The organism is Flavobacteriales bacterium, from assembly GCA_025210805.1.
GTDB lineage: Bacteria > Bacteroidota > Bacteroidia > Flavobacteriales > CAJXXR01 > JAOAQX01.
Genome location: JAOAQX010000006.1, coordinates 170,875 through 186,245 on the forward strand (window position 1 = coordinate 170,875; position 15,371 = coordinate 186,245).

General features: G+C 33.3%; 15 protein-coding genes. 6 read left to right on the forward strand and 9 right to left on the reverse strand.

Annotated features, from left to right (window positions below):
* Positions 1-11 precede the first annotated feature (11 nt).
* Entirely contained in the window at positions 12-1,892 is a 1,881-nt protein-coding gene (locus N4A45_03610; GenBank protein MCT4664306.1) for a hypothetical protein, read from the forward strand.
* Between the two features lie 30 nt (positions 1,893-1,922).
* On the opposite strand, the gene N4A45_03615 is transcribed toward N4A45_03610, so the two are convergent.
* Positions 1,923-2,849 (reverse strand): bifunctional riboflavin kinase/FAD synthetase, encoded by a 927-nt coding sequence (locus tag N4A45_03615; protein ID MCT4664307.1) that lies wholly within the window; start codon positions 2,847-2,849, stop codon positions 1,923-1,925.
* 120 nt (positions 2,850-2,969) lie between these two features.
* Between N4A45_03615 and N4A45_03620 the strand changes: the two genes are divergently transcribed.
* Positions 2,970-3,611, forward strand: a complete 642-nt coding sequence (locus tag N4A45_03620; protein MCT4664308.1) for a CoA pyrophosphatase — start codon at positions 2,970-2,972, stop codon at positions 3,609-3,611.
* 167 nt (positions 3,612-3,778) lie between these two features.
* On the forward strand, positions 3,779-4,411 hold the full coding sequence (locus tag N4A45_03625) for a peroxiredoxin (GenBank protein ID MCT4664309.1): 633 nt from the start codon (positions 3,779-3,781) through the stop codon (positions 4,409-4,411).
* A gap of 104 nt (positions 4,412-4,515) precedes the next feature.
* Here the strand turns inward: N4A45_03625 and N4A45_03630 are convergent, their stop codons facing one another.
* The 8 genes from N4A45_03630 to N4A45_03665 all read right to left on the reverse strand — a co-directional run bounded on the left by N4A45_03630 (position 4,516) and on the right by N4A45_03665 (position 11,777).
* The gene (locus N4A45_03630) at positions 4,516-5,421 is read right to left on the reverse strand and encodes a metallophosphoesterase (GenBank protein MCT4664310.1); all 906 of its coding nucleotides are present in this window, start codon (positions 5,419-5,421) and stop codon (positions 4,516-4,518) included.
* Positions 5,422-5,651: 230 nt separating this feature from the next.
* Complete coding sequence (locus tag N4A45_03635) at positions 5,652-6,416, reverse strand: LysE family transporter (GenBank protein MCT4664311.1); 765 nt, start codon at positions 6,414-6,416, stop codon at positions 5,652-5,654.
* A gap of 472 nt (positions 6,417-6,888) precedes the next feature.
* Positions 6,889-7,803: a DUF3078 domain-containing protein gene (locus N4A45_03640; protein ID MCT4664312.1), complete on the reverse strand. Its 915-nt coding sequence runs from the start codon at positions 7,801-7,803 to the stop codon at positions 6,889-6,891.
* A gap of 101 nt (positions 7,804-7,904) precedes the next feature.
* Entirely contained in the window at positions 7,905-8,360 is a 456-nt protein-coding gene (locus N4A45_03645) for a DUF6495 family protein (GenBank protein MCT4664313.1), read from the reverse strand.
* A gap of 81 nt (positions 8,361-8,441) precedes the next feature.
* Entirely contained in the window at positions 8,442-9,491 is a 1,050-nt protein-coding gene (gene queA / locus N4A45_03650) for a tRNA preQ1(34) S-adenosylmethionine ribosyltransferase-isomerase QueA (GenBank protein MCT4664314.1), read from the reverse strand.
* Between the two features lie 215 nt (positions 9,492-9,706).
* Positions 9,707-10,012 (reverse strand): type II toxin-antitoxin system RelE/ParE family toxin, encoded by a 306-nt coding sequence (locus tag N4A45_03655; GenBank protein ID MCT4664315.1) that lies wholly within the window; start codon positions 10,010-10,012, stop codon positions 9,707-9,709.
* The gene (locus tag N4A45_03660; GenBank protein ID MCT4664316.1) at positions 9,993-10,214 is read right to left on the reverse strand and encodes an addiction module protein; all 222 of its coding nucleotides are present in this window, start codon (positions 10,212-10,214) and stop codon (positions 9,993-9,995) included. Before N4A45_03660 ends, N4A45_03655 begins: the two co-directional genes overlap by 20 nt.
* A 381-nt stretch (positions 10,215-10,595) precedes the next feature.
* Positions 10,596-11,777 (reverse strand): acyl-CoA dehydrogenase family protein, encoded by a 1,182-nt coding sequence (locus tag N4A45_03665; protein ID MCT4664317.1) that lies wholly within the window; start codon positions 11,775-11,777, stop codon positions 10,596-10,598.
* Positions 11,778-12,029: 252 nt separating this feature from the next.
* On the opposite strand from N4A45_03665, the gene N4A45_03670 reads away from it, so the two are divergent.
* From N4A45_03670 to der, 3 genes are all read left to right on the forward strand, one after another.
* Positions 12,030-13,058 (forward strand): DUF3667 domain-containing protein, encoded by a 1,029-nt coding sequence (locus N4A45_03670; GenBank protein ID MCT4664318.1) that lies wholly within the window; start codon positions 12,030-12,032, stop codon positions 13,056-13,058.
* A 113-nt stretch (positions 13,059-13,171) separates the two neighbouring features.
* Positions 13,172-14,050, forward strand: coding sequence for a GTPase Era (era, locus tag N4A45_03675; GenBank protein MCT4664319.1), 879 nt, complete (start codon positions 13,172-13,174; stop codon positions 14,048-14,050).
* Between the two features lie 11 nt (positions 14,051-14,061).
* The gene (der, locus tag N4A45_03680; GenBank protein ID MCT4664320.1) at positions 14,062-15,366 is read left to right on the forward strand and encodes a ribosome biogenesis GTPase Der; all 1,305 of its coding nucleotides are present in this window, start codon (positions 14,062-14,064) and stop codon (positions 15,364-15,366) included.
* Positions 15,367-15,371 lie beyond the last annotated feature (5 nt).

Sequence of the window (15,371 nt, forward strand, 5' to 3'; positions counted from 1 at the left end):
ATATAGAACAGATGATAAAATATATTCGCACGTATATTTTTGTTGTTTTGATTAGTGCATCCTATAATCAATATGCTTTTGGGCAGAACTATCCAGACCAGGATCAATATTTTAAAAGCACTTATAGACAAGTTGTTAAAGACATGTTTCTTGACTTTAGAAACAAGGAATCTTTACATCATTTAAAAAAAATAGACTCTTTAAAGCTCACCATTAAGGACGTTTCAAGCTTTGATAACGCCTACGCAGATTTTGCTAAGGTGTTATTCTTGTTTAAATATACCACTGGAAAAAATCAAGAGATAGAAGATCTTTTTTCCTCCATAGAAGAAGCGTTCAGTAGAAGAACAGAAAAATCTGCTATGGTTCATTTATATTTCAACTTTAAAGCGAGATATTATAGAAGTATCGGTGCATCGGAGAAAGTAATCGATGTGATTATAGATTTCAACAACTATAAACACCTCATTCTTCCTGATGATTATAATGATAGCTTGAGTAGTCTCTATTATGAGACTTTTCAGTTTAAGAAAGCCATACAAATTTATAAAAATATTTATGATCGAACTCAAGAACCCCTTAGAAGGGTTAGCATGCTAAATAACATAGGTTTAGCAAAAGATCTAATTGATGAAAAGGAAGAAGCGCAAAGGTGCTTTAAAAAGGCCTTGGTGGGTATTGAAGAAATTATTCAAGATAGTGCACTTCTCCAATCGAGAAACTCAAACATAAACTATCAACACGAAAATTTACAAGACTTTAAAAATTTAATTACCGAAAATTTAAAAGCTTCAAAAGATGAAAAAAATTCACTTACAGAAAAATTAAAAACACACTTAAATCATTCAAGAATATACCTAAAAAAAAACTCTGTATATAGTCATAATCATCTATACAAAATTGCTTTTCTCTATTCTAGATTAAAAGATTTTGAGCAATCAAATCAATATCTAGATACGCTTGAATCAAATTTTTTCAGAATCGAAAACCATTCACAACTTCAATCAAAAGTAAAAAGATTAAGGGTATTTAACAACTTAAAAATGGGAAAAATAGAGGATGCTTTATCTAGTTTAGAACTTGACACCAATACCGATGAATCCTCTAGAAAATACGTTGCTTTACATAAATTTCAATCTGCTTCTTTTGAGAAAGAAAAAAAACAGATAAGCAAATCCAACACCACCATTAAGTGGCTGATCAGTTTAATTTCTCTTGGACTCATTTTGACCATCTTTATTTATAGCTTACGTATTCGAAAGAAAAAAAGGATTGAAGAGCAGAAAGCAAAATTTCATCAAAAAAGAAGTGAAGAAATAAAAGCAGAATCCGATTTATTGATCAAAGAAGCGAATCATCGTATTATGAATAGTATTCAACTCGCTGCGAATTTAGCTTCATTGGAAAAACTAGGAAAAGATGGGAAATTTGACACCCAAACTTTTCAGCTCAAAATGCTTTCCATTGGAGAAATCCATAAACTCATCTATTCTAAAAACGAACTCTATTCCACTCAAGATTATATTGAGGAAGTAATTTCTTTATTAAAAAATGGGCTTTCATATGAAGGCGAAATTCATTTAGAAATAACTGATAAACAAACTATTCAAGAAGATGATTTGAAATACTTAGGACTTTTGATTATTGAACTAATTATCAACTCCATAAAGCACAGTTTTCAGCAAAGCACCAATAACGCCCTTATCTCTATATTCTTTTCAATAAAATCTAACCAATCCTGGATACTGAATTATCATGATAACGGTTTGTTTAATTATGAGCAAACCTTAGCGGAGTATCAAGATGCTTTGGCAACACAAATTATTTATACTTTAGGAGCTCATTACCAGATTAAAAATAACAAAAACTTTAATATCTGTATTCAGAAATAATCCTATTTTCGTGTTCATTTACCATAAACATTAATCAATTCGCTCAAGACACCATGCTTTATCTAAAGATAATTGTTTTTTAAGTGCCTCAAGTGTTGGGAATTTTTTCTCGTCTCTTATTCTTTCTAAAAATAGAACTTCTATAGATTGATCATACAAATCTCCTTGAAAATCAAAAATATGAACTTCTATACTTTGTTTTTGAGATTGATCTAAAGTGGGCTTAAAACCAATATTAAGCATCCCAAAATAGCTTTTATTTTCATGCAACACTTTCACAAAATAAGCCCCTTCTTTTGGTAGAATTTTATGACGATCTATTTCTGAAATATTTGCGGTGGGAACACCCAAAGTTCGCCCTATTTTTGCCCCATGAGCTACTTTTCCATGAAGTTCATAAGATCTTGTGAGATACTCATTTGCCTGTTTTATTTCACCAGCAAGAATGGCATTTCTAATCTTTGTAGAGCTTACGGTAACCTCGTTAAGATCTTTTGCAGAAATTTCCTCTACTTCAAACTGATAATTGGAAGCATATTTTTTGAGATGTGCAAATGAACCTTCTCTATTTTTACCAAACTGATGATCATAACCTATTACAAGACGTTTTGCTCCCAGTTGCTCTATTAAAACACTGTGAATAAAATCTGAAGAACTCAACTGAGAAAAAGCTTTTGTAAAAGGATGAATAATTAAATGATCTAAGCCAATTTTTTCTAAAGCAGCAATTTTTTCATCCATGGTTTGAATGAGCTTCAAATCTCTATCATTCTGCAAAACCAATCTTGGGTGCGGATGAAAAGTAAGTAAAACACTTTCTCCTTGGTGGATTTTGGCAGTTTCGATAAGCTTTTCAAGAATTTTTTGATGTCCAATATGGACTCCGTCAAAAGTACCTGTGGTAATTACCGATTTGTTCTGATGTTCAAATTCGTTTATATGATGATATATTTTCACGGAAGATTCTTTCTAATTTGTCTAATACCGATTAATATTAGATTCGCAAAAATAAGCAATAATATATTATAGGGGATTCTTCACTCTAAAGTACCATACTATGAATTACAAAAGAATGGAGTGCTTTCTAGCCTTCAATATTTAATTGATTATATTCGTAGAATTACTACTTATTCAATAATCATGGAATTTTCTCCCGACTTTCTTTTTTTCCCAAAAACTTATTTTCCAGATGCAAAAACAGCTTCAGTAGGAGTTATTTTGTATCAGGATGAACTTAGTTCTCAAAAAAAAATAGCCATGATCTTGAGAAACAAATACCCAGGAGTTCATAGTAATCAGATTGGATTTTTTGGGGGAAAATTTGACTCAAGATTCGACAAGAATCTTCTAGATACCTGTTTAAGAGAATGCTTTGAGGAAAGTGGAATTTCGGTTCCTATTTCAGCCGTGAAAGATCGGCTACCCGACATTTATATCCATGCATCCAATTTTAAGGTCAGACCTTTTTTTATCGATTTTGAAGGACCACTTCCTGCGCTCAATTTAGACCCAAATGAAGTTGCAGAGTTTATCTCGCTCCCTTTAGAAATCTTATGGGACAATTCCTTTTTTCAAAACAAACCCATTGAGTTATTTACAGGGGAAACTCGTTTATTTCCATGCATTTTTTGGCAAGAAAGAATTATTTGGGGAGCAAGTTATATGATGCTCCTTTCTCTGAAAGAATATTTGCAAGAAAAAAAAGACACTTTATTATAAATCAATTTGTTTAATCTTCCTTTGTAGATCAAATCGATCATCCAAACTCCCAAAAAAATATCTGATAGATAAAATTGATATGAGTATAAAAAACTTTAATAAATCTTAACCTCTCTATTCCATAAAAGGTGCTACTTTTGTTCCTATAATTTCTAAAAAACAAAAAAATGGCAGTATTAGTAGGAAAAAAAGCTCCAGCATTTAAGGCAAGTGCCGTAGTTAATGGAGGTCAAATAGAAGCTGACTTTTCACTTGAGCAGTTTATCGGAAAGAAAAATGTAGTTCTTTTCTTTTACCCAAAAGATTTTACATTTGTTTGTCCAACAGAATTACATGCATTCCAAGAGAAATTGGAGGCATTCCAATCAAGAAATACAGAAGTTGTAGCCGTATCTACAGACACAGAAATGAGTCACTGGGGATGGCTTCAAATGTCTAAAAACGAAGGAGGAATCAAAGGTGTAACTTACCCACTAGTGGCAGATACAAACAAAACGATTTCTAAAAACTTTGATGTTTTAACAGGAGATTATTTCTATAATGAAAGCGACGAACTAGACGCTACTCAAGAACTAATTGCTTACCGTGGTTTATTCTTGATTGACAAAAATGGAGTTGTACAACATCAATTGGTAAACAATTTACCATTAGGAAGAAATGTAGACGAAGCATTGCGTATGGTAGATGCTCTTACTTTCTTTGAAGAAAACGGTGAAGTTTGTCCTGCAAACTGGGCTGAAGGTAAAGAAGGTATGAAAGCTTCTCATGAAGGTACTGCAGATTACCTTTCTAAGCACTAATAATACCACCCAAACCATTGGGTAAACCAACCAAAGAAAAATGACAAAAGCCTTCTGAGAAATCGGAAGGCTTTTTTATGGTTCATTACAATGTCTTTTCTGTATTAGGCTTCAAAAGCCGCCCAATAATCTTCTAAACACATGGGACCTTCAAGGGTTTCTTTTTCTATTTTAAGATATCCCATATCGTCAGTGATTATATGCCATTTTACAAGAGAAATATATCCGTACTGTATTTCAATAGCAGTAACAGAACGTGGATGCACTCCGCTTCCATCATTAAAAAAAGGCGTTTCATTTGGCGAGGGAAATCTTGGTCGATGCGTATGCCCTGCAATAACCATCGTTTTGGATTCATGAATCCATTTTTTTATTCTGCGTTCTACCCTAATAAGCTCGATATGATTTTGAGCAGGCGAAGTAGGATCATAAAAACCAAAAGACTGAAGCCATTTCCATATCAAACGAACAAAAAAACGATTGAATTTCCACATTGAATAATTCATGAAATCTGCCTGATGTCCATGCAGTGCTAATAGCGGAACTTGTCGATCTTTATACTGTATTCTTAGAGCTTCATGGTATTTGAGATTGGGCATAAAATCAACCATTTTATCGGTTTTTGCATCCAGCATTTCACTAAAATGTCTTTTGACAGTTTTAGGATTTCTATAAACCATATCATGATTTCCCCAAATCATAAACAAACGATTGTCGTCATAAAAATCTTTTATCCTCAAAAAAGTGTTTTTATGAGCACGATATACCGTTTTAAAATAGATATTTTCCCAAAGCTCATTCCCGTCACCTAGCTCAATATAGGTAAAGCCCTCTTTAAAATAGCTTCCCAGAGCATGAGACATAATATTGCGGTTTTTAACGGCATCATCAGAGAAACCACCATCACCTCTATGAGCATCACTCATAAAAACAATTTTGGAATCATCATCTATCTTGAGTATTTCTGCCTCCTTGAGTGCTTTATTTAAACGTCTTCTAGAAAACCACATAATACCATTTCTATTGTTAATTTACCGATATGTACCAATACTTTGTTCAAATTCTTTTGCGAATGTAGTGAAGTAAGTGGTATTCAACAAGTAATCGGTATAATTCTTCTTTTGGGAAGTAAAATTAAGGTTTCTAAAGGATTTTTGAGTTAATTTAGTCTTAATACCGATTGGAAATTCAGATGAGGAGTGAAAACTTATTTTTAAAAAAATCAGGAGCACTGTTCTTATTAAACATTTAGAAACTGTATTCCTTCATAAATAAGAAACAAAGCAATGACTACCAACACATACCCTAAAACATGAATGAGTCGGTTGATATGTGATACTTTAAATTTTTTACGGTATTTAATTAGAAGATTAGTAAGTAATACAAACCACAGGTATCCTCCTATTGCAACACCAAGAGCATAAACAAATGACAGAATAAAATCTGAAGCGGTCTTCTCGCCCTGTACAGTTGTTTCAAGTGCTTTTGTGCCTTCTTCTAATATTTCCATATTCTGACTCAAAAGCATGTCTAATCCTCCGATGTTTAGTCCAATTGAAGAAGCAAAAGACAATAAAACAAAAGAAGAGGATAGCCATCCGAATAATAAAGTGGCATTGGTGAGGTTTAGGAACATTCCTGCTCTTAAGCCTCCTTTATTTTTAATTTTACAATTAAGGTCTTCATTTTCATCAAATTGCTCAAAATCAAGTTTTGTTTTGATAATTTTATAAGCAACGCCTAATATAAAAACACTACCCACAAGAAGTATATATGGTACATAATCTTTATAATAATTATACAGTTTTGCCATCCCATATACCACAATAAGAACGTAGAATAGTTCTATAATACTTGCTCCTAAGGCTGCCCGAGTACAAAAACGCTTTCGTCCCTTTAAAGCATTAGAGGTTACAACGACTCCTATAGGTCCTGCTACAGGCATTGAAAAGACAAAGCCCGCCAAAAGTCCTAAAATTCCAAGGGTAAAAATACTTTCTATCATAGCGAAAATTTATAGACAAAGTTAATTGAAATTGTAACAATATCCTTAATATAATGACTAAGACAAACTTGCGTTATTCCAATAAATCAATGTATAAAATTAATATCCTTTTTACATTTAAAACGCCCATAAAGTCTTATAAATCAAAAATATACCACTAATATGACAAACAAGTTTATTTATCGATAAATATAACGCAATTATCGATTATCGAGTCTCTAATCACCAAAGAGGTCATACATTTGAATCAGAGTTAAGGAAACAAGTAGGAATTAATTCTTATTTGTTACTAAGATTTTTTGTGCGAGTTGAGACTGCCTTGGAGAAGGCAGTCTTTTTTTTTGTGCACTTTTTCAAATTTTTTTTTCAACCCTTGTGACAAAAAAAACACCTTGGAATTAACCAAAGTGTTTTCTTTCTTTCTTGAGGTTATACCTATGGGAAAATTCACACCATTAAATGGTATAAGATTTTATTTTTTCACTTCCTTTCCTAAGAAATTATAAGTAAGTCCGATTCCCAAAACTTCTTTTAACTGTAGACCTGGAACTTTTCTTCCATCAGCTGTTTCTTGTACCAAAATATCATCGTCATAAATCATATCTAGCTGAAAGTTAACGTTGATATACTTATTTACCGTCATGGTAATTAAATTAGACCAGTTTACATCAATATTCTGTGGATTTTCTAGATAATTTGAGAACAATGCTAGAGTCGTTTCATATTTTACATTTTTCATCAACTCTGTCTTATAATTCGCAGTAAGGTTAAAACCAAGCTCTGTTCTTACTGAAGAACCTGCATCTAATCCATAACGAGTTTCATCTACCTGATCACTCAATACAAAAGTATTTTTCATGGTCACTGGAGAAATGTTTACCGAGAAATTATCGTTTGGCTTATAATCCATACCCAAACCTGTTTTCATAAATGCGGGTGCAAAGAAATTTGAGACAACAGTATCTCTTTCAGATGGATTTTGGAATCCGTAATCAAACTGTGTTTTCAATTCCAAAAATGCTGAATAAAACCAATTTTTATTAGTTTTATAACCATATTTAGAATTTAGCTCGATAAGGTCATCTGACTTAAATATCTCTTTATCCCCTTGTTTAAGAAGACCATACCCTAATCTAAGGCTATTATCCCAGTTTGCCTTTCCTTTTTTATAATTTGCTTTACCATCAATAAATCCTACCAATGACATGCTGTTTTCACCTCCTGCTGCCCAGTTTTGAAGTGCTAATTGAGAAAAATTCAATCTTCCCACTGCATCATATTCCCAAAGTGGAGCTGGAGCCACATCAACAGTTTTTTCTGTCTTTTGAGCAAACCCAGTAGTAGCACATAAAGTTGCTAAGCCCAGCAATAGTTTATTTACTTTCATAGTATTTATCTTTTTTTACAAAATTGAATTTATTTCACTAAAAATATCACAAATATTAGACATAATGCTAGAATGCTAAGAATAATGCTAGAAAAATGACTTTATTTGGTATCAAACAGGTTTCGAAAATCCTCCTTTTTGGGTGTATATCCTTGTTGTTCCACGAGCATAAAAATCCATTTTTCCCTTCCCATAGAAGGATAAACTACTTTAGTTTTTTGCACTAAAGGATTGTTATCAACAAGTAATTTTAAATGATCGATATCCTTTGTGTTTTCAGGTACGGATAGAATATGAATCCATTCTTCATCAGCAAAAATTATTTCGGTTTCATTTGCTCGTACTTTCATCAAAAAAATAACATTTTCCAAACTTCTGTGAATCACCAAATCACTAAATTGAGCAAACAATAATAGTGCTTTTTTAGGCTCTTTTTCCTTGGTTTCCTTCCATAGTTTTCCGTCAATTCCTTGAACACTTAAAAAAGTGATAAAATCTTTATAGAAGATCTTTTTTTCCTCCTCGTTGAGCAGTCTATATTGGATTTCGTATTTCATGTTTTTCTTAGAAATAATAGAAAAAGCTATTTTCACAGTAGAAAATAGCTTTTTTATAAGATTTTACGATTCAATGTATCGTTATAGAATCAACATGGCATCTCCATAAGTATGGAAACGGTATTTTTCTTTGATTGCCACATCATAAGCTTCTCTTAGGAAATCATATCCTGCAAAAGCAGAAACCATCATCATTAAAGTAGATTTTGGTAGATGAAAATTGGTAATCATGCTATTGGCAATTCTAAATTCATAAGGTGGAAAAATAAATTTATTTGTCCATCCATCTGCTGGATTTAGTAAATGATTTGTAGAAACAGAACTTTCTATAGCTCTCATAGCTGTAGTTCCTACACAACATATTTGCTGTTTGGCATTTATTGTTTTATTAATCAAATCGGCATGATTTTTTTCAATAATAAATTGCTCTGAATCCATTTTGTGCTTAGACAAATCCTCTACTTCTACTGGACGAAACGCTCCAAGACCTGTGTGTAAAGTAACTTCGGCTTGGTTAACTCCTTTTATCTCCATTCTTTTGAGTAAGTGACGACTAAAGTGCATTCCGGCAGTGGGAGCAGAAACTCCTCCAATATGCTTAGCATACACAGTCTGGAATCTTTCATCATCTTCAGCATCAGGCATTCTTTCGATAAACTTTGGTAGTGGCGTTTGCCCTAATTCCAAAAGTCTTTTGCGGTATCCTTCATAGCTACCATCGTATAGAAAACGTAGTGTTCTACCTCTTGAAGTGGTATTGTCAATTACTTCGGCAACTAGTGTTTCTTCTTCATCAAAATAAAGCTTGTTTCCTATTCTGATTTTACGGGCAGGATCTACCAAAACATCCCAAAGTCTTTGTTCTGCACTCAGTTCTCTTAGTAAGAAAACTTCAATTTCTGCTCCTGTTTTTTCTTTGTTTCCAAACATACGAGCAGGAAAAACCTTGGTATTATTAAATACAAATGTGTCTCCTTCATCAAAATAATCGATTACATCTTTAAAGATTTTGTGTTCGATGGATCCATCTTTTCTATTGATAACCATCAACCTAGATTCGTCACGGTTTTTCGCTGGTCTATCAACGATAAGATCCGTAGGTAAATCGAAGTTGTAGTGAGACAATTTCATTTTCATAAATCGGGTACCTTTTTAATTAAGAGTACAAAGATACAATAAGTTTGTAAATCTGTTAATCTAAGTTTTTTGCTTTTTTTAAACGAAAAAAAACAACGGTAAAAGCTGGGAATTCAGTAATTATTTTGGGAGTTGGTGAGAATTCATATGAACCTTCATTTGATGAGGTTTTTTACGTAATGATGATTTTTATTGTTTAGTTTGTACTTTTATATCCGCTTATTCCATATTTCAGGGCTTCTACTTGTGTGAAACACTGCAATAACTTGAATACACACATCCTCAATGCGATAATAGATCATAAAAGGAAACTTTTTTACTACGTATTTTCTTATGTCTTTATATACTATTGGAAAAGCAGTAGAATTATGCTTAATACTCTCGAAACCGATATTTATTTCTGTTAAAAACGTATCAGCAATTTTTGGACTACTTTCATGGTAAAATCCGTATGATTTATCAAAGTCAAGTTCTGCCTCCTCTAATAGTTCAATCCTAAAAGGCTTTGTTTTCATATTTCTTTTTAATCAGCTCCCAATCTTTAAAGCTTGTTTCTCCTTTTTCTATTCTTTTTAATCTTTGATCAAGTAAATTTCTATGCTCCACTGGCAATTCCTGTGAATCTTCATTAACAATCTCAATATAATCCATCTCCTTAATTAGACTAAGAAATGCAGCTATCTTACTTTGATCCTTTATATTAACAGTAAGTTTCATATCAAATAATTTTACCCAAAGGTACGAATAAATGCCTTTTGATACTTCTAGGAGTATTATGATTAATTAAACTTGAGTATACTTTCGACTGCCATACTGTATACGAGCTGATGTCTTGACTTTTATTCTTTATTAAAATCTACTCCTTTAATCACTATACACTTGTTAATTAAACGAATACAAACTACTTATTTTTTAAAGAAATCACCAAAAGTAGCTAATCATTTAATAAAATTTCAGATACAATATATACACCTTTCTAAAATCGGCTGATATATTATAAATCAATCTCATCCTTAAATTTTTCCAAAAAAAAATCGCCAAAAACTCAAAAAGTCTTTGGCGATTATTTATTTCCTAAAAAAAGCTTTTTACAGTAGCTTAGTTTTTAAAGGCGTTTAGTCCTGTAACGTCTAATCCTGTGATGAGAAGATGGATATCATGTGTTCCTTCATAAGTCACTACAGACTCTAGGTTCATCATGTGGCGCATGATAGAGTATTCTCCTGTGATTCCCATTCCCCCAAGCATTTGACGTGCATCTCTGGCGATATTCATTGCCATTTCTACATTGTTTCTTTTTGCCATAGAAATTTGGGCAGAAGTGGCTCTTCCTTCGTTCCTTAGGTTTCCTAATCTCCAAGTAAGCAATTGTGCTTTGGTGATTTCGGTAATCATTTCTGCCAATTTCTTTTGTTGTAATTGGAATGATCCTATTGGACGACCAAATTGTGTTCTTTCTTGAGAATATCTTAATGCTGTGTCATAGCAATCCATGGCTGCACCAATCGCTCCCCAAGCAATTCCAAAACGAGCGGAATCCAAACATCCTAGAGGGGCTCCAAGACCATCTTTACCGGGTAATAGATTTTCTTTTGGAACTTTTACATTATCAAAAACAAGCTCTCCGGTTGCCGAAGCTCTTAGAGACCATTTATTATGCGTTTCTGGAGTGGTAAACCCTTCCATACCTCGCTCTACAAGAATTCCTTTAATTCGTCCTTCTTCATTCTTTGCCCATACAACGGCTACATCGCAAAAAGGTGCATTAGAAATCCACATTTTTGCACCATTTAGCAAATAATGATCTCCTTTGTCCTCAATTTTTGTCTCCATTCCTCCTGGGTTCGAACCATGATTAGGTTCTGTAAGCCCAAAAGCTCCTAAAAACTCACCTGATGCCAATTTTGGCAAGAATTTCTTTCTTTGTTCTTCTGTTCCGTATTTCCAGATCGGATACATTACCAAAGAAGATTGAACAGATGCAGTAGAACGTACTCCAGAGTCTCCTCTTTCTAGTTCTTGCATGATCAATCCATAAGACATCTGATCAAGTCCTGCTCCTCCATATTCTTCTGGAATATAAGGACCAAACGCTCCAATTTCTCCCAAACCTTGTTTGATATGTTGTGGAAATTTAGCTTCTTGACAGTATTGTTCTATGATTGGTGATATTTCTTTTTTTACCCAGTCTCTTGCTGCATCTCTTACCATTTTTTGCTCTTCGGTAAGTAGTTCGTCCAGTTGATAATAGTCTGGCGCTTGGAATAAATCTTGAGCCATAAGTTCTAAATGATTGTTTTAAAAAAGTGTAAACAAATGTATTGTTTTTTTTGAAACTAAACACCCGATTTTTCAGCTAAAATAAACAAGAAGTAGTTGAATGTATTGAAGCGCTACCACTTTTGTTTCCTTTGCTCAGTTTAGATATGACCATTCTGTTTTTCAAATCGTGTTTTTGATACAATAAATTTCATTAATTTTAGAATCTGATTCGTTATGTTTTTGATTCAATAACAATCTAATAAATACAATATGATTACCTGTAAAAATTGTACAACCGAACTAAGCACTGATGCTAAATATTGCCCAAAATGCGGGCAGAAAGCAGGAGAAAAGCTCACGATGGGCTTGTTATTTAAAGATACTGTATCAAATTACCTTTCATTTGATTCGGCATTTTTCAGAACGATATTCCCACTCATTTCCCGTCCAGGAAAAGTTGCTCGTGCCTTTTACGAAGGACAAAGGGCTCATTATTTTCATCCTGCCAAATTCTATCTATTCATTTCCTTCCTCTTTTTTCTTATCATTACACTTACAGATCGTGCAATGGAAAGTGAATGTCCCGATTATTCTCCCACAAAATCGGAAGTGACAATTAAAAGTGATACCATTTGGGATACTCAAAATGACACTTTCTATGTTACAAAATCTTATGCAATTAACCACGGAAGCTCTATTGATAAACCAACTACTAAAACAGTTTCTGAGAATATAAACATTGAAGATTTACCTAGTAAAGATGAGCAAAAAGCACCAAAATCTTTAGAAGAAAACGATCCTTCGGCATTTAGTTTTAGTATTGACAATTGGGGCTTTTTTAATGACACTTGGGTGGGAAGAAAAAGCTCTATTGGATTTGGGAATCTCATAGAGAAAAAAGGAGGCGATTTTTTAAGTGTCATCGTTTCTCAAATTCCTCTGACAATTTTCCTGTCCATTCCTGTATTTGCTTTTTTGTTTTGGTTAATACTCTTTAAACTAAAAATCGGTTATGCGGGTCATTTTGTCTTTAGTCTCTACTTTTTTGCCGTCTGTTATATTTTAATGATGCCTTTACTCATTTTTGGCGACTATCTTGATTTTGAAGGAATATTTATCCTTGCCGGTTATGCTTTGGTTGTATTATTTTATCTCATATTGGCAATACGGAAAATGTATCTTCTTAGCTGGTTTAAATCCATACTTACAGGGCTTATTCAATCGGCACTCTACCTTTTATTGATTGTTCCCATGACGGTTGTTGTGCTATTTTTGGTAGTGTTTATATGGTATAGTTAGGCTGTTGAAAATTTCTTCAAGGTTTTTCTTTGTATTAAAACGGTATAAAATCTGTAATAACAACCTATGTCGCATAATTATCAATAACTTTGCAGGTTCAAAACACAGGTATTATGCATAAATCTGGATTCGTAAACATCATTGGAAACCCAAATGTGGGTAAATCAACATTAATGAATGCTCTTCTTGGTGAAAAACTTTCTATTATCACCGCTAAGGCACAAACCACACGTCATCGTATTTTCGGAATTTTTAATGATGAAGAGACTCAGATTGTATTTTCTGATACTCCAGGGATTATCAAACCGCATTATGGACTACAAACCAATATGATGCAGTTTGCAGAGGAAACTTTACGTGATGCGGATATCATGATCTTAATGATGACACCAAAAGAACGTAAGCTAAAGGATGAAAAATTCCTTAATTCTATTAAAAAAATGGAAATTCCTGTGCTTTTGTTGATCAATAAAATTGATGCTTCGGATCAAGTGGAAGTGGAAAATGCTGTGGATTTTTGGCAAGTGGAACTTCCAAATGCCGAAATTATTCCTGTATCTGCACTTGAAAAGTTTAATACAGACTCTCTTTTGAACCGTATTAAAAGTCTTCTTTCAGAAGGCCCTCCATATTTTGATAAAGAAGCTCTTACAGACAAACCTGAACGATTTTTTGTATCGGAAATTATTCGAGAAAAAATCTTATTAAATTATCAAAAAGAGATTCCATATTCTGTAGAAGTAGAAGTAGAATCTTTTAAAGAAGAACCCAATATCACCAAAATATCTACCGTAATTTATGTTGCCAGAAATTCTCAAAAGGGAATAATCATCGGTCATAAAGGAAAGGACATCAAACGTGTTGGAATCCAAGCTCGAAAAGACATAGAGAAATTCTTAGGAACTAAAGTTTTCTTAGAAATCTTTGTAAAAGTGAGCAAAAACTGGAGAGATAACGAGAAGTCTTTAAGAAAGTTTGGATATCAACAATAACACCACAAATCATGTCAAATATAGTAGCTGTAGTAGGAAGACCCAATGTAGGGAAATCTACCCTTTTTAATAGATTAACACAAACTCGTCAAGCAATTGTAGATGAATTTAGTGGAGTAACACGAGATCGTCATTATGGTAAAGTGGAATGGAACGGTCAAATTTTCTCTTTGATAGATACGGGTGGATATGTTCAAGGTTCTGATGATGTTTTTGAGGCCGAAATTCGAAAACAAGTAGATTTAGCAATTGAAGAAGCCAATTTGATCATTTTCGTGGTGGATGTTATTTCTGGAATTACAGATTTAGATGAATCTGTGGCTCGTGTTCTTAGAAAGATTGATAAACCTACTTTGGTGGCCGTAAACAAAGTAGATAATGGAGAAAGACTTATTGAAGCCAATGAATTTTATGGTTTAGGAATGGGAGAATTTTTCCCAATTTCTTCGATCAATGGTTCGGGTACTGGAGAATTGCTAGATGCAGTGACCTCAGAGCTTCCTCCTATTCCAGATGAATTAGAGTCTGGATTACCAAGATTCACACTAATCGGACGACCGAATGTGGGGAAATCATCTATGCTAAATGCACTGCTTGGAAAAGAAAAAAATATTGTTACTGATATTGCTGGAACAACTAGAGACTCTTTAGATGTTGAGTATAATATGTATGGGCATCATTTTATTATGGTGGATACGGCTGGTATTCGTAGAAAGAAAAAAGTAGCGGAAGACTTGGAATTTTATTCGGTGATGCGATCCATCCGTGCAATAGAGAATTCTGATGTTTGTATCATCATGCTAGATGCCACACGTACTTTAGATGCTCAAGATATCAATATCTTCCATTTGGCTCAAAAGAATGAAAAAGGAATTGTAGTTTTAGTAAACAAATGGGATTTGGTAGAAAAAGAAACCAATACCATTCGTGATATAGAAAATCAGATCCGAAAAAGAACAGCTCCTTTTTCAGATTTCCCAATTGTATTTACTTCTGCCCTTACTAAACAAAGGATTCACAAGGCTTTGGATGAGGCAATGAAAGTTTATGAAAGAAAAACCACCAAGATTTCAACAAGTAAACTCAACGATTTCTTCCTTCCAGTGGTAAATCATACTCCACCTCCTGCTACAAAAGGTAAATATATTAAAATCAAATATGTAACTCAGCTTCCTACGGCAGTACCGAGTTTTGCATTTTTCTGTAATCTTCCACAATATATTAAGGATCCTTATAAGCGATTTTTGGAAAACAAACTGAGAGATCATTTCAATTTTTCGGGAGTTCCTGTGAGATTCTTTTTTAGAAAGAAATAGAAAGT